We start from the raw sequence: 14,171 nt of genomic DNA, 5'->3' as shown, positions 1-14,171 counted from the left end.
GCCTTTCACCGTGACCGATGCGGCCGGTGGCTGTCGGTCAGGTGATATCGCGGCGCATGGGGACGATCACTGCGATCGCCGAGGCGGTCAGCGCGTACGCGGTGAGGAGGAGGGCGCCGGCCGCCGGTGGGAGGAGTCCGACGGCGCCATTGCCGAGTTGTTCGGACATGGCGTCGGCGAGGTAGGTGAAGTCGGTCAGCGCGGCGGTGGCTCCGCCGGGCAGGATCGGGTAGAGCGCGTTGACGCCGGGGATCATCATGAGCACCGGCTCACCCAGGTACAAATAGCCGATCACGATGCACAGGGCTGCGATCTGGTTGCGGATGAGGGCACCCATTCCGACGCCGACGAGCAGGTACACCATCATCGCGACGGAGATGCGGGCGAGCAGCGCCAGCACAGTGGCGGCCGGCAGACCGAGTGAGACGCCGCGAGCGGCGGCGGCGGTGAACAGCGCCACTGCGGCGGTGCCCCCGAGGATGAGCCCGTATGCAAGGCCGACGACCGCGTAGGTGGCGAGTTTGGCGACGAGCACCTGCCCGCGGCGCGGCGCGAACAGGAAGGTGACAGCGGCGGTGCGGTGCCGGTACTCGGACGTGACCGCGAGGGTGCCGGCGGCGGCCGGCACGAATGCGGTGATGCCAAGGATGCCGAGGATCGAGCGGAGGCCGGTCTCGGTGTCCAGTCCGGGCATCGGTGGGTCGAAGTTCTCCGGGCCTACCAGCGCCATGGCGCCGATCATGCCGCCGCCCAGCAGTACGGCGGCGAGCAGCAGTCCGCCCCACATCCGGGTGGCCAGCAGCCTGCGAACCTCCGCTTTGATCAAGAGATTCATCGGATGCCCGCCTTGTCGGTGGTCAGGTCGAGGAAGAGTTGTTCGAGGCTCGCGCTTTCGGTGACCAGCTCGTGCACCCGTAGGCGGTGGGCAGCGGCGAGGTCGGCGACGCTCGGCGCGTCGAGCCCATGTACCCGCAGCCGGTCAGGCCCGACGGCTTCGACGAACGGGACGGTGCCGCCGTTGGCTGGGGCGGCCTTCAGGGTGGAGGCGAGGGCTTCGGCGTCGGGTGAGGTGATCAGCACTGTCGGCGGGCCGGCGAGCCGGGACCATGGCCCAGCGGCGACGAGTTCGCCGCGCCGGATCACCACCACGTCATCCACGAGTTGCTGGATCTCGCTGAGCACGTGGCTGGAGATCAGGACGGTGCGGCCTTGGTCGGCCAGCCGGCGCAGCAAGCCGCGCAGCCACGACATGCCTTCTGGGTCCAGGCCGTTGCCGGGTTCGTCCAGCAGCAGTACGCGGGGGTCGCCGAGCAGCGCCGTGGCGAGGTTGAGCCGTTGCCGCATGCCGGTGGAGAACCCGCGGGTGCGGCGATTGGCGGCTTCGGCGAGGCCGAGCAGGTCCAGCAGTTCAGTGATCCGGCTGTCCGGATAGCCGCCCATAGCGGCGTAGACGCGCAGGTGGTCGCGAGCGGTGTGGCCGGGGTGGAACGCGTTGGCGTCGAACACCGCGCCGACCGTGCGCGACGGCCGGGCCAGCCGGCGGTACGGCTGCCCGCCGATCGTGGCGGTGCCGCTGGTAGGCGACACCAGCCCGGTCACCATGCGCATCGTGGTGGTCTTGCCGGCTCCGTTCGGGCCGAGGAACCCGGTGACCACACCGGGTTCCACGGTGAAGCTCAGATTGCGCACGGCGGTGACGTCACCGTAGCGCTTCGTCAGGCGCGACACCTCGATCGCCAGGCGGTCGCCGGTCATGCGCGGGCCGCCATCGCACGCCTGATCGTCTCCGCGAGGCCCGGCGCGGCCGGACTGGAAAGCACGATCTCGTCGAACTCGCCGCCGGTCGCCGCCCGGTCCAAGACGAGGTGCAGCCCGGGCTCGCCCCGGCGGGCCGACACGAGCTGCCGGGGACCACCGAACAGACCCCAAATGCCGACCTTGGTGAAGCCCGACACCACGCACCCCCGCCGGGCGCCACGGGCCAGCCGGAGCGGGTTGTCCACCTGGGCGGCCTGCCGCACTGCGGTGAGACGCAGCGCGAGCCGCTCCCGCCCGATCCAAATCCGCTCCCATCCGGTGAACCGGATGTGGACCACGTCGCCAGTAACCGTGACCGATGCCATCAGTCATCCCCCTTCGTCGTGTCCGTTGTTGCTGGTAGCTGCCGGTCGGCCGGCATCAGGACGGTCGCCAGCAGTCGCGGTACCCGCCCGTTGCCGGGCTCGTTGCCGAGCAACGGGCCGACCAGCGCGGCGAAACCGGCGGCGAACTCGCCCAGTTCGGCGTCCGTCAGGTGCAGCACCAACTGCTGGTATCCGACACCGTCAGCGGCGAAGTCGATCCGCTCCCGGGCGAGGTAGCGAGAGAACTCCGACAGCAGACTCGACACGAACGCCGTGAAGTAGCGCGCATGGTCCTCCGGCGTCGCCGTGGCCAGGGCCGCGGCGTCCAGCGTCGCGCCGTGCGCGGGCAGCGCGTACACCCGCTCGACGGCGCCGCGTACCTTGCGCTCCTTGACCACGTCGAGCAGCCCTGTCTTGACCAGCGTCGCCAGGTGCCGGTACATCGTGGCCTGCGGGATGTCGGGCAGCAGCTCAACCAGGTCCTGCGTGGTCAGCCGGGTGCCTGCGACCGCCCGCAGGATCCGGATCCGCACCGGGTGCAGCGCCAGCTCGGCCCAGCGCTCCCTCGACATCTCCATGGCCCAACGTTATCATTATCGAGAGTGATAATGATAGCCCCGACCTCCGGAATTGCCGGTCTCTCAAGAGATCGCAGGGGGCGTGGTCGACCGCGATCGGGATGCGGAACCGGCGAGTCCGGAGTGGACGGCCCGGCTTGTCAGCCCCACCCACGGCCACTCCGCGGCCACTGACCCGGCTGCGGCGGTCAGTTCCGCTCACGTCAAGTACGGCTGGCCGCACGTGCTCTACGCCGTGCCGATGGGCCATCGCCCGCGGTCAGCGTCAGTCAGCGCAGTGGTCCCGGCACGACGGTTTTCCTGCGGTCGCCAAGCGCCTGCACCCGCGGGCCGGGTGATGCCTCGTATTACGACCGCGTGAGGAACATCGCAGTCACCCGGGACGCTGCTCGCGGGCGGCGATGGCGGCCTGGATGCGGCGCAGCGTGCGAATGGCCTTCTTCGCCGCAACACGAACCTCGCCGTCGAAGACCGTCGCGCCGCGGTCCTCGGCCTGGAGGCGCTCCAGCGTGGGGGCAACCCGTTCGTCGCCGGTCGAGCCGAGGGCGACCGCGGCCCAGTAGCGGCGGTTCGGGTCCGGGTCGGCGGCAGCTGCGATCAGCCGCGGGATGACCTCCGGGGCGAACGAGGCCAGGGCGCTGGCGATGTGACCGATCCGTGCGAAGCGGCGGTGCTCGAACTCGTGCCACAGTGCGTCCAGCGCTTCCGGGCCGCCGATGTTGGCCAGGGCCTCCGCGGCCCGCAGGCGCACCCAGTCGACGTCGTCGGCGAGCAACGGGCTGAGCGCCGGCACGACGGACGCGTCGCCGAGCCGGCCGAGGGCCTTCACCGCTTCGTCCACCACCATCCATTGCGGATGGTCGAGAAGGGAGATCAGCTTCGGTACCGCATCCCGGACACCCACTGCGGCGCAGCCCATGGCCGCCCAGGCCTGGCAGTTGTATCGCGTGTCGGCAAGCGCCGCGAGGAGCGGCTCGCGCAGGGTGTCCTTCGGGGTGTGCGCGGCGAATGCATCGACCTGGTTCATCGCCCGGGTGTACAGCGAGCGGTGATAGTCGGGGTAGTCGCGGACGAGGGCGTGCAGCGCCGCGACCGCCGCCGGGTCGCCGAAGTCGTGGGCCCGATCGAGCAGCCGATAGAGGTGCGCCTCGCGCGTGGCGAGGTCGCCGGCGCGTAGGCCGTCGAGGTCGGTGTTCGTCACAGCGTCCATGCCCAGCCGGCGGGCCATCGCGCCACCTGCTGTTCGGGAGCGCTGTCGCCGGCAGTGGTCATGGACGGAATCATACGGCGGGGGTGGCCCACACACGTCGGCCCCGCTCCAGGGGCATCATTCGGCGTCTCAGCGGCTCACGGGGGTCTCGCGCGCCACGCGCGACAGCTTCTCCGGGTTGCGCACGTGGTAGAGGCCGGCGATGCGGCCGTTCTCGACCCGCAGCGCCACCACGCCGTCCAGCTCGCCGTTGACCCGGACGACCAGGCCCGGGGCGCCGTTGACCTCGGCCGGCTCGACCGAGCGCGCGACGTCGCGCTGGTACCAGAGGGAGGCCAGCAGGCGAGCCACCTTGTCGGCCCCCACGACGGGCCGCAGCAGGGCGTGCTTGACTCCCCCGCCGTCGCTCAGGGCGACGACGTCCGGCGCGAGGATGTCGAGCAGGCTCTGCAGGTTGCCGGTCTCGACCGCCCGCTGGAAGGCCTGGAGCGCGGCCCGGCTCTCGGCCGGGGAGACGGCGCCGCGGGGCCGGCGGGCGGCGACGTGGGCCCGGGCCCGGTAGGCGATCTGGCGGACCGCCGCAGGGCTCTTCTCGACGGCCTGGGCGATCTCGTCGTACTCCAGGTCGAACACCTCGCGCAGCACGAACACCGCCCGCTCGACCGGCGCGAGGGTTTCCAGCACCACCAGCATCGCCATCGAGACGCTGTCGGCCAGCTCGACGTCCTCGGCCACGTCGGGCGTGGTCAGCAGCGGCTCGGGCAACCACGGTCCGACGTAGGACTCCTTGCGCCGGCCGAGCGTGCGCAGCCGGTCCAGCGCCTGCCGGGTGACGATCCGCACCAGGTAGGCGCGCTCGTCCCGCACGGTGCCGAGATCGACGCCCACCCACCGCAGCCAGGTCTCCTGCAGGACGTCCTCGGCGTCGGTGGCCGAGCCGAGCATCTCGTAGGCGACGGTGAATAGCAGGTTGCGGTGGGCGACGAACGCCTCGGTAGCTGGGTCGACACTGCGCTCGTCCATGCCCACAGGACGCCGGTCCCCGTCCCTTTGTGACAGCCGGTACCGGTGCTTCACGTCACAGGAGCCGGGCTGTTACGCGCTGAAGGGCGCCGCCGTCTCGTGGTCATCGGGACGTACACGCCTTCGTGACAAGGAGATGATCGTGGCAGCGCATACAGCAGCCCCCGCGGCCGGGACGAGGCCGGACGCGGCGGGGACGGCGGCCGGGGATCCGAGGCGGTGGCTGATCCTCGCCGTCATCGCCGCCGCACAGCTCATGATCGTCCTCGACCTGACCGTGATGAACCTCGCGCTGCCGTCGGCGCAGCGCGCGCTCGGGTTCACGGCCACCGACCGGCAGTGGGTCGTGACCGCGTACGCCCTGTCGTTCGGCAGCCTGCTGCTGTTCTGCGGGCGGCTGGCCGACCTGATCGGCCGCAAGGCGACCTTCCTCGCCGGTCTCGTCGGCTTCGCGGCCGCCTCCGCCGTCGGTGGCGCCTCGGACAGCTTCGCGATGCTGGTGACGGCCCGCGCCTGCCAGGGGGTCTTCGGCGCCCTGCTGGCGCCGTCCGCCCTGTCGCTGCTGGCCACGACCTTCAGCGATGCCAAGGAGCGGGCCAAGGCATTCGGCGTCTACGGCGCGGTCTCGGCCACCGGCGGCGGCATGGGGCTGCTGCTCGGCGGCGCGCTGACCACCTACCTGTCCTGGCGCTGGTGCATGTACATCAACCTGGTCTTCGCCGCCGTCGCGATCATCGGGGGCGTGCTGCTGGTGGGCAAGCAGTCCAGGACGCCCGGCGGCCGGCTGGACGTTCCCGGAGTCGTGGCGGTGTCCGCCGGGATGTTCTGCCTTGTCTACGGCTTCTCCAACGCCGCGAGGCACAGCTGGCACACGCCCTCGGCGTGGGGCTTCCTGGCGGTCGGCGTCGGGCTGCTGATCGCCTTCGCCTTCTGGCAGTCGCGCGCCGCGCAGCCGCTGCTGCCGCCCCGCATCGTGCTCGACCGCAACCGCGCCGGCGCCTACCTCACCATCCTGATCAGCGGGGCGGCCACATTCGGGGTCTTCCTGTTCCTGGTGTACTACATGCAGGTGACCCTGGGGTACTCCGCGGTCACCTCGGGCCTGGCCATGCTGCCGATGGTGGTGCTCAGCGGCGCCGCGGCCACCGTGGGCAACACCAAGCTGATGCCGCGGGTCGGTCCCAAGCCGATGGTCATCGCCGGCATGCTGCTCAACGTGGCCGGCATGGTCTGGCTGACGAGGATCGGCGCGCACTCGGACTACGCGTCGGCGCTCCTCGGGCCGCTCATGGTGATAGGTGCCGGCATGGGCCTCGTCTTCGGCATGGTGGCCGCCACCGGTACCTTCGGCGTGGCACCGCGCGACGCGGGAGTGGCCTCGGCGAGCATCAACACCGGGCAGCAGCTCGGCGGCTCGATCGGCACCGCGCTGCTCAGCACGATCGCGGCCAGTGCCACCACCGGGTACCTGGCCGATCATCCGGGATCGGTACAGCTCGCGGCGATCCACAGCTACACCGCGGTGTTCTGGTCGTGCGCCGGCCTCTTCGCGGCGGGCGCCGTCGTCTGCGGTGCGCTGCTGCGCCGCGGCCCGCTGACCCGTCCGCACTAGCCGCGGGCGGCGCCGATTCCCATCAGGACCGCGATGCCGAGGGCGCTGCGCGCGGAGTACGGCTGGCGCCACAACCCACCGTGGGCCGCCGCGCAGGCCTCGTCCTGCCAGGGGTGCTCCTGCGCCGGACGACCGGCGTTGAGATCGTGCACGAGCAGCGCGGCCATGAGCGTGTTGCTCGTCGCCGGCTCGAAGATCTCGATGCCGAAGCGGTGGGCGCCGGCGAACGCGGCGGCGAGGAGGCGGTTCTTCACCACGCTTCGGGTGCGGGTGGCCGGTGCGACGGCGAACGACACCGGCACGCCCGCGGCCCGGGCCTCGGCCGCCCGCCAGCGCTGCAGCCGTTTCGCGAGGGCGTAGTTCGGGCCCTGCTGCGGTACCAGGCTGTCGTTGATCCCCGGATAGAGGCCGGACGGGTAGTTGCGGGTGAGCAGCCGCCCGGCGCTGAGCACCCGCAGCGGCCGCCGGAGCCGCCCGATGCCCGTCGCCGCCGCGTAGCGCCGGTTCGCCTCGTCGACCGCGTCGTCGGGCACGACGAACACGTCGGTCGGCGTGGCCAGGAACGCGAGCCCGAGGTCGGGCCGGCGCTCGCGCAGGCGGACGGTGAGCGCGTCGACGGCCATCGCGACCCGGACGTTGAGCGCCCCGTCGGCGTAGACGTAGTTGCCGAGCACGAGCCGGCCGTCGAGGCCCTCGATCCACTCGGCGACCCGGCCGAGATCGTGCAGCAGGTCGGCGCCCCGCTCCTCGCCGGCGACCGGCAGGTGGAGGCGGCCCGCGTACCGCTCGGCCAGGGTGGTCAGCCGCTGCCAGATCGCCGGCCGGGGCAGGTCGACGGCGACCACGTCGGCGCCCCAGCGCAGCAGCGCCCGCAGCGGGCCCATCTCCGCGCCGGCGCCGAGGACGACGACGCTGCGCCCGGGCAGGGACAGCCAGTCCGGGTTCGCGGCGACGGTCCGGACCGCGTCGGCGCACGAGCGCTCGATCGTGCCGGCGGCGACCCAGCCCTCGAGCTGGCGGTCGAGCTCCTCGCCGCAGAGGTGGCGGCCACGGTACGGCACGACAAGCTCACGCTCCGCCTCCCCCGTCCCCGTCACGGTCACCGTCGCCAGCGGCGGACCACCGGGGTTGAACGCGGCGCCGAGGGGTTCCTCGCCGCCGTCCGGTGTTCCCCGGTACCGCATCCGCTCGTGCAGCGACGCGAGCCCGTCGCCGGCGATGCGCAGCGCCGCGTCGCGGGACGGCAGCCCCGCCTCGACAAGCCGCCGGAAGTGCACCAGGTAGTCGTGGCGCCAGTCGGTCGACGCCTCGGCGCCCCGGGCCCCGACCGGGTCGACGCCGCGCAGCGCGTCGGCCACCACCGACCGCCCCAGCGCCGAGGTGCTGGACCTGCCATCGACGCTCGGGACGACCACACCGGTCGGGTTCACATGCGGCACGCCGGCCAGTCTGCCAGCCGGCGGTCCCCGAGTGGCTCTTCGCGTCCCGGGCCGGAGCCGCCCGTACCCAGTTTGCCCTGATATACAGGTGGAAACCCGGCTCGGGGCCGGCGATGGATGGGGTCATGCGGATGTTCGATCGGCTGGCGGGGGCTTCTCGGATCGGGCTGGGGCTGGCGGCCGTCGGGCGCCCCGGCTACATCAATCTCGGGCGCGCCGCGGACCTGCCGGGCGAGCGGACGGTCGAGACGATGCGCGACCGCGCTCACGACCTTCTCGACCGGGCGTACGCGGCCGGCATCAGGTACTTCGATGTCGCCCGATCCTACGGGCGGGCCGAGGAGTTCCTGGCCCAGTGGCTGCACGCCCGGCCGGACGTCGACGACGTCGTCGTCGGCAGCAAGTGGGGCTACACCTACACCGCCGGGTGGCGGGTCGACGCCGAGGTGCACGAGGTCAAGGACCACGGCGTCGCCACCTTCGACCGGCAGCTCGGCGAGACGCGGGCCCTGCTCGGCGACCGCCTCGACCTCTACCAGATCCACTCGGTCACCCCGGACAGCCCCGCACTGCACGACGAGGCGCTGCACCGCCGGCTCGCCGGGCTCGCCGCACAGGGCACGGTGATCGGGCTTTCGACAAGCGGTCCCGCGCAGGGCGAGGCGATCCGGGCCGCGCTCGGCGTGCGGGTCGACGGGCAGCCCCTGTTCCGCAGCGTGCAGGCCACCTGGAATCTGCTGGAGCCCAGCGCCGGGCCGGCGCTCGCCGAGGCGCACGACGCGGGGTGCCTCGTCATCGTGAAGGAGGCGCTCGCCAACGGGCGACTCGCCGTGGGCGAGGGCGCGCCCGGCGACGCCACCGCGCTCGCGGCGGCGCTACGGCAGCCCTGGGCGACCATCGTGCTGTCCGGGGCCGCGACCGGCGACCAGCTGGCCTCGAACCTGCGGGCGGAGGAGCTCACCGTCGACCCCGCCCGGTGGAACGACCTGGCGATGCCCGCCGCGCAGTACTGGCAGGAGCGCTCGCGCCTACCGTGGAGCTAGCGCCTTGGCCGGGGTCAGCACCTCCACGCCGTTCGCCTTGAGGGCGTCCCGCAGGTCGGGCGGCGGCGCGGTGTCGGTGATCAGGTAGTCGGCGGCGGCGAGCTCCGACACCTGGGCGAACAGGCGGCGGCCGAACTTGGAGGAGTCGGCGAGGATCGCCACGCGGGCCGCGCGGGAGATCATCTCCTGCATCATCGCGGCCTCGGCGAGGTTGCTCGTCGTGTAGCCGGCGTCGGCGGCGACTGCGCCGACGCCGATCAGCGCCAGATCGCAGCTGATGTCCAGCTCGGCGCCGGCGGTGGCACGGAAGCTGACCGGGCCGATCGTGGCGAGGGTGAGCGCACGCACCGCGCCGCCGAAGACGTAGATGTCACGGATCGCCGTGGACGGGAGCGCCCCCGGCACCAGCAGGTTGTTCGTCGCCACCGTCAGGTCGCGGTGCTGGACGAGGTTGCGGGCGAGCGCGAGCGTGGTCGTCCCGCCGTTGATCATGATGGTCGAGCCGTCCTGGACCAGCCCCGCGGCCAGCGCCGCGATCTTCTCCTTCTCCTGCTCCTGCACGGTGAGCCGCTGGTCGACGGTCCGGTCGGTGCGGGAGACCGTGGACAGGCTGACGGCGCCGCCGTACGTGCGCACGAGGATGCCCTCGGCGGCCAGCTGATCGAGATCGCGCCGCACGGTGTCGATGGAGACGCCGAAGCGTTCGGCCAGCTCACCCACCGTGACCTGACCCGCGTCGGCGACGTACGCGGCCAGCTGAGCCTTGCGCCCCGCCGGTAGATGACGCTGCCGCTCGTCCCTGCCAACGCTCACAGTTCCCCCCTCGTCAGTGCGGGAGTATGCCACATCTGCGGGTCTACTGAGGACATCCACGCACGGAGCCGCGAAGACCCGCAAGAACGGGCAAGACCGGCCAAAACTCGGTACTGGCTGGGCAAACTGCAGCCCGGAGCGTGGTTGCGGAGCGCCAGGTTTTGCCTCATGGCGCAACAGTTTGCCATAGTCCGCAGCTTTCTGCAGTTCTTCTCTTGTCCTGATCTGTAACACGCTGCTAACGTGACGCCAACGCGGCATAGAACAGAAGGAACTCGATACAGAGGAGCGTGCCATGGTGATACGCACATCCCGGCTGCAGCGGGCGTTAGGGGCGGTGACGGCGGCCGCGCTGGTGGCGTTCGTGGGGGCGTGCGGCTCGAGCGACTCGAGCGACTCCGCCTCGGGCGGCAACGTGACGCTGGAGTTCGCCCAGTGGTGGGGGGCCGAGCTTCCGTCCGGAGAGTTCGACAAGATCATCAACGACTTCACCGCACAGAACCCGAACATCCACATCAAGCTGCTGAGCGCGCCGTACGCCTCGACGAAGCAGCAGCTGATCACCGGCGCCGCGTCGAAGACCCTCCCTGACGTCGTGGGCCTGGACGGCGCCTGGGTCAACGACTTCGCCAAGCAGGGCGCGATCGCCGACATGTCGAAGCTGATGTCGGAGTCGAACTACGACACCAGCCAGCTCGCCAGCCAGGTGCAGGTCAAGGGCAAGACCTACATGGTCCCGGTGGTCAACTTCGTCTACCCGCTCTTCGTCAACAAGGACCTGCTGACCAAGGCCGGCGTCGCCGACGTGCCCGCCACGCGCACCGAGTTCCTCGACGCCGCCAAGAAGATCAGCGCGACCGGCAGTGACGTGAAGGGCTGGGCGCTCCCGCTCGACACCGCCGTGCCCAACGGCATCCAGAACGACGTCATGTCCTGGCTCTGGGCCTCCGGCGGCAGCATGCTGAAGGACGGCAAGCCCGACCTGACCAGCGCGCCGGTCAAGAGCGCGGTCAACTATGTGAAGAGCCTGAACGACGCGGGCGTCATCGCCCCCGGCTCGCTCACCATGAAAGAGCAGGACAAGGTCGAGAAGTTCACCAACGGCCAGGTCGGCATGATGATCGACTCGCTCGCGCACATCAACCTGATCAAGAAGAACAAGCCGGACCTGAAGTTCGAGGTGGCGGCCCTTCCCGCCGAGGACGGCTACACCGGCAAGCGCGGCATCCCGTACGCCTCGTGGGGCATCGGCATCTCCAACTCCACCAAGCACAAGGCCGAGGCGTTCAAGTTCGTCTCGTACCTGATGAGCCAGGAGACCAACGCGAAGCTGAGCACGATCGCGAACGGCTTCCCGGGCAACAAGAACGCGAAGCCCGACTTCAGCAACAGCGACCCGATGTTCAAGACGGCCTTCGACATCTACCAGCAGGGTTACCCCGCCAACGAGTTCGTCGGCCTGCCCAAGTCCGAGGACCTGATGCGCAGCTTCGACGAGCAGCTCCAGCTCGTGCTGACCGGCAAGTCGACTGTCGACGAGGCGCTGAACAAGTCGCAGCAGTCCTGGTCCTCAGTGATCGAGTAGTCCGCTCGGGCGCCGTGCCGGTCCGCCGGCACGGCGCCCGCTCTAGGAGACAGCGATGACATCCATGACGGCACCGAAAACCGCGGCGCCCACCAAGGGGCAGGTCCCACCCGGCCGGAAGCGCTCCACTGTGGCGCGGCGCCTGATCCCGTACGGATATCTGACCCCCACGGTGCTGTTGATCGTGGTCCTGATGGTGGTCCCCATCGTCATGGTGATCAGCTACTCGTTCCGGGACAACGTGATCATCCAGGACAACTCGGTGTTCGCCGGGTTCGCCAACTACACCAAGGTGCTCACCGACCCGGACTTCCTGGCCGCACTGAAGAACACCGCCATCTTCATCACGGTCAGCACCGTGGCCCACCTGGTCCTCGGCCTGGCGTTCGCGATGATGCTCAACACCCAGCTGCTGGGCGGGGTGGCCAAGGCCATCTTCCGGATCGTCTACATCCTGCCCTGGCTGTTCACGATCGCGGTGATCGCCGTCATCTGGCGGCTGCTGCTGGACCCGTCCGGCGTCATCAACTACGTACTGCACACGCTGGGCGTCATCCAGCACGGCGTCGACTTTCTCGGGGACCCGGGCAAGGCGCTCTGGGCGGTCACGTTCGTCAACATCTGGTCCGGCTACCCGTTCTTCATGATCAGCCTGCTCGCCGGACTGCAGGGCATCCCCGGCGAGCTGTACGAGGCGGCCGCCGTGGACGGGACGAACTGGTGGCAGCGGTTCGTGCACGTGACGCTGCCCCAGCTGCGGCCGGTGATCATCAGCATGGCGGTGCTCGACCTGATCTGGACGTCCCAGCAGTTCGCGCTGATCTGGATGATGACCGGCGGCGGACCGCTGAACTCCACCGAGATGCTCAGCACCTTCACCTACAAGCAGGCCTTCAGCGAGTACGAGTTCGCGACCGCGTCCGCCGCCGCCGTGATCGTGCTGCTGCTGACGATGATCCTGGCCTTCTTCTACGTACGACAGCAGCGGGAGCGGTGAGACGCATGGCCATGAACGTCAAGACCCGTCGCACCCTCGCCAAGGCCGGCGTCATCACCGGGCTCGTCCTCGGCGGCCTGTTCGCCGGCCTGCCGGTCCTGTGGATGCTGTCCACGTCGTTCAAGGGCAACGGCGAGGTCTTCCAGAACCCGCCGGAGCTCATCACCAAGAGCTTCTCGTTCGACGCCTACCGGGAGATCCTCGGTAACGGCGCCCAACTGCGGTTCTTCCTCAACAGCTACATCGTCGCCTTCGCGGTGACCATCCTGACGCTGCTGGTGGCCGTCCTGGCCGGGTTCGCGTTCAGCCGCTACTCGTTCCCGTTCCAGAAGACCATCAACGCCGTGATCGTCAGCGTCCAGGCCGTGCCGCCGATCACGCTCGTCATTCCGTACTTCGGGCTCGTCGTCGGGCTCGGCCTGTACAACACCTACCCCGGCCTGATCCTCACGCACATGGTGTTCACCCTGCCCTACGCGGTCATCATGATCACCGCGTACTTCAACACCATGCCCCGGGCACTGGACGAGTCCGTCAAAGTCGACGGCGGCACCAGCTGGACCGCGCTGTGGCGGATCCTGGTGCCGATCTCGGTGCCCGGTCTGATCGCGGTCGGGGTCTACACGTTCATGATCTCGTGGAACGAGTACCTGTTCGCGCTCTCGCTGACCCGCACCGACGACATGCGCACGGTGCCGATCGGCATCCAGCTCCTCATGGGCCAGCACTCGTACGAGTGGAACCAGATGATGGCGATGAGCATTCTCGGGTCGATTCCGGTCCTCGTCCTCTTCCTGCTGTTCCAGCGGCGGTTCATCGGCGGCCTCACCGCCGGCGCCGTGAAGGCCTGAAACACCCGGCAACGCAAAAGGAGAAAGACAGAAATGCTGACGACCGGCAAGGCGATCCTTGACGTCGCCAACGAGCACAGCTTCGCCGTGCCCGCCTTCAACATCAGCGACTGGGCGATGTTCAGGGGCATCGTGGAGATCAGCGAGGAGACCAACGCTCCCCTCATCGTCGGGATCCACCCGGACGAGGTTCGCCACATCGGCCGCGAGATGATCGCCGGCATCATCGAGCGGTCGCACAACTCGAGCGTCCCGATCGCGATCCACTGGGACCACGGCGCCACCTACGAGCAGGTCCTGCAGGCGGTCCAGTACGGCTTCACGTCCGTGATGATCGACGCCTCGCTGAAGCCGTTCGAGGAGAACATCGCGATCACCAAGAAGGTCACCGACTCCGCGCACGTCATCGGCGTGTCCGTGGAGGGCGAGCTCGGCACGATCGGCGGGAACGACGCCTACGCCGAGGGCGGCGCCGCCGAGATCATCTACACTGACCCGGACGACGCGGTCACGTTCGTCGCGCAGACCGGCGTGGACAGCCTCGCCGTCGCGATCGGCACGTTCCACGGCATGTACCCGGCCCACCTCAAGCCGGAGCTGAAGCTCGACCTGCTCAAGGAGATCAAGAGCAAGGTCCAGATCCCGCTGGTGCTGCACGGCGGCTCCGGCAACCCGGACGACGAGATCCGCGAGGCCGCGCGGATCGGCATCAACAAGATCAACATCTCCACCGACATCAAGGTCGCCTACCACGACAAGATGCGCGAGGTGCTCGGCAGCGACAAGAAGGTGCGCGAGCCGAATGCCATCCAGCCCGCCTGCATCGACGCCATGAAGGTGGTCGCCGCCCAGAAGATCGAGCTGTTCGGCGCCGCCGGCAAGGCCTCGCTCTACTGA

The 14,171-nt window shown here is 69.9% G+C and carries 14 protein-coding genes; 6 read left to right on the top strand and 8 right to left on the bottom strand.

The genetic code is table 11. The features are described 5' to 3' along the window. Positions 1–37 precede the first annotated feature (37 nt). The 6 genes from ABD352_RS24090 to ABD352_RS24065 form a co-directional block, all read right to left on the bottom strand. The gene (locus ABD352_RS24090) at positions 38–835 is read right to left on the bottom strand and encodes an ABC transporter permease (protein ID WP_344614733.1); all 798 of its coding nucleotides are present in this window, start codon (positions 833–835) and stop codon (positions 38–40) included. After that, entirely contained in the window at positions 832–1,755 is a 924-nt protein-coding gene (locus tag ABD352_RS24085) for an ABC transporter ATP-binding protein (RefSeq protein WP_344614732.1), read from the bottom strand. Before ABD352_RS24085 ends, ABD352_RS24090 begins: the two co-directional genes overlap by 4 nt. Next, the gene (locus tag ABD352_RS24080; protein WP_344614731.1) at positions 1,752–2,123 is read right to left on the bottom strand and encodes a hypothetical protein; all 372 of its coding nucleotides are present in this window, start codon (positions 2,121–2,123) and stop codon (positions 1,752–1,754) included. The genes ABD352_RS24085 and ABD352_RS24080 overlap by 4 nt, the downstream gene beginning before the upstream one ends. Further along, positions 2,123–2,701 (bottom strand): helix-turn-helix domain-containing protein, encoded by a 579-nt coding sequence (locus tag ABD352_RS24075; RefSeq protein ID WP_344614730.1) that lies wholly within the window; start codon positions 2,699–2,701, stop codon positions 2,123–2,125. The genes ABD352_RS24080 and ABD352_RS24075 overlap by 1 nt, the downstream gene beginning before the upstream one ends. A 373-nt stretch (positions 2,702–3,074) precedes the next feature. Next, on the bottom strand, positions 3,075–3,929 hold the full coding sequence (locus ABD352_RS24070; protein ID WP_344614729.1) for a HEAT repeat domain-containing protein: 855 nt from the start codon (positions 3,927–3,929) through the stop codon (positions 3,075–3,077). A 111-nt stretch (positions 3,930–4,040) separates the two neighbouring features. Then, positions 4,041–4,934 carry an RNA polymerase sigma-70 factor gene (locus ABD352_RS24065; protein WP_344614728.1) on the bottom strand — a complete coding sequence of 298 codons (894 nt, stop codon included), beginning with the start codon at positions 4,932–4,934 and terminating at the stop codon, positions 4,041–4,043. 136 nt (positions 4,935–5,070) lie between these two features. Here ABD352_RS24065 and ABD352_RS24060 point away from each other — a divergent pair, with 136 nt between their 5' ends. After that, complete coding sequence (locus ABD352_RS24060) at positions 5,071–6,546, top strand: MFS transporter (RefSeq protein ID WP_425553621.1); 1,476 nt, start codon at positions 5,071–5,073, stop codon at positions 6,544–6,546. Here ABD352_RS24060 and ABD352_RS24055 read toward each other — a convergent pair. Continuing rightward, the gene (locus ABD352_RS24055; protein WP_344614726.1) at positions 6,543–7,985 is read right to left on the bottom strand and encodes a hypothetical protein; all 1,443 of its coding nucleotides are present in this window, start codon (positions 7,983–7,985) and stop codon (positions 6,543–6,545) included. The genes ABD352_RS24060 and ABD352_RS24055 overlap by 4 nt on opposite strands. A 125-nt stretch (positions 7,986–8,110) precedes the next feature. Between ABD352_RS24055 and ABD352_RS24050 the strand changes: the two genes are divergently transcribed. Further along, entirely contained in the window at positions 8,111–9,028 is a 918-nt protein-coding gene (locus tag ABD352_RS24050) for an aldo/keto reductase (RefSeq protein WP_344614725.1), read from the top strand. Here ABD352_RS24050 and ABD352_RS24045 read toward each other — a convergent pair. Then, complete coding sequence (locus ABD352_RS24045) at positions 9,014–9,841, bottom strand: DeoR/GlpR family DNA-binding transcription regulator (RefSeq protein WP_344614724.1); 828 nt, start codon at positions 9,839–9,841, stop codon at positions 9,014–9,016. The genes ABD352_RS24050 and ABD352_RS24045 overlap by 15 nt on opposite strands. 295 nt (positions 9,842–10,136) lie before the next feature. On the opposite strand from ABD352_RS24045, the gene ABD352_RS24040 reads away from it, so the two are divergent. From ABD352_RS24040 to ABD352_RS24025, 4 genes are read left to right on the top strand one after another with little or no spacing between them, the layout of a single operon-like run. After that, on the top strand, positions 10,137–11,426 hold the full coding sequence (locus ABD352_RS24040) for an ABC transporter substrate-binding protein (RefSeq protein WP_344614723.1): 1,290 nt from the start codon (positions 10,137–10,139) through the stop codon (positions 11,424–11,426). A gap of 55 nt (positions 11,427–11,481) precedes the next feature. Then, on the top strand, positions 11,482–12,423 hold the full coding sequence (locus ABD352_RS24035) for a carbohydrate ABC transporter permease (RefSeq protein ID WP_344614722.1): 942 nt from the start codon (positions 11,482–11,484) through the stop codon (positions 12,421–12,423). Positions 12,424–12,428: 5 nt separating this feature from the next. Beyond that, the gene (locus ABD352_RS24030; protein WP_344614721.1) at positions 12,429–13,274 is read left to right on the top strand and encodes a carbohydrate ABC transporter permease; all 846 of its coding nucleotides are present in this window, start codon (positions 12,429–12,431) and stop codon (positions 13,272–13,274) included. 33 nt (positions 13,275–13,307) lie between these two features. Next, complete coding sequence (locus ABD352_RS24025) at positions 13,308–14,171, top strand: ketose-bisphosphate aldolase (protein ID WP_344614720.1); 864 nt, start codon at positions 13,308–13,310, stop codon at positions 14,169–14,171.

The organism is Dactylosporangium salmoneum (assembly GCF_039532525.1).
GTDB classification, from domain to species: domain Bacteria; phylum Actinomycetota; class Actinomycetes; order Mycobacteriales; family Micromonosporaceae; genus Dactylosporangium; species Dactylosporangium salmoneum.
This window is presented reverse-complemented; position numbering and strand designations above follow the sequence as displayed.

Bases quoted from the DNA above. Each gene is read 5' to 3' on its own strand.
- ABD352_RS24060 (WP_425553621.1), top strand. From the start codon at position 5,071: ATGATCGTGGCAGCGCATACAGCAGCCCCCGCGGCCGGGACGAGGCCG.
- ABD352_RS24040 (WP_344614723.1), top strand. From the start codon at position 10,137: ATGGTGATACGCACATCCCGGCTGCAGCGGGCGTTAGGGGCGGTGACG.
- ABD352_RS24050 (WP_344614725.1), top strand. From the start codon at position 8,111: ATGCGGATGTTCGATCGGCTGGCGGGGGCTTCTCGGATCGGGCTGGGG.
- ABD352_RS24085 (WP_344614732.1), bottom strand. From the start codon at position 1,755: ATGACCGGCGACCGCCTGGCGATCGAGGTGTCGCGCCTGACGAAGCGC.
- ABD352_RS24070 (WP_344614729.1), bottom strand. From the start codon at position 3,929: ATGGCCCGCCGGCTGGGCATGGACGCTGTGACGAACACCGACCTCGAC.
- ABD352_RS24065 (WP_344614728.1), bottom strand. From the start codon at position 4,934: ATGGACGAGCGCAGTGTCGACCCAGCTACCGAGGCGTTCGTCGCCCAC.
- ABD352_RS24080 (WP_344614731.1), bottom strand. From the start codon at position 2,123: ATGGCATCGGTCACGGTTACTGGCGACGTGGTCCACATCCGGTTCACC.
- ABD352_RS24090 (WP_344614733.1), bottom strand. From the start codon at position 835: ATGAATCTCTTGATCAAAGCGGAGGTTCGCAGGCTGCTGGCCACCCGG.
- ABD352_RS24035 (WP_344614722.1), top strand. From the start codon at position 11,482: ATGACATCCATGACGGCACCGAAAACCGCGGCGCCCACCAAGGGGCAG.
- ABD352_RS24030 (WP_344614721.1), top strand. From the start codon at position 12,429: ATGGCCATGAACGTCAAGACCCGTCGCACCCTCGCCAAGGCCGGCGTC.
- ABD352_RS24025 (WP_344614720.1), top strand. From the start codon at position 13,308: ATGCTGACGACCGGCAAGGCGATCCTTGACGTCGCCAACGAGCACAGC.
- ABD352_RS24075 (WP_344614730.1), bottom strand. From the start codon at position 2,701: ATGGAGATGTCGAGGGAGCGCTGGGCCGAGCTGGCGCTGCACCCGGTG.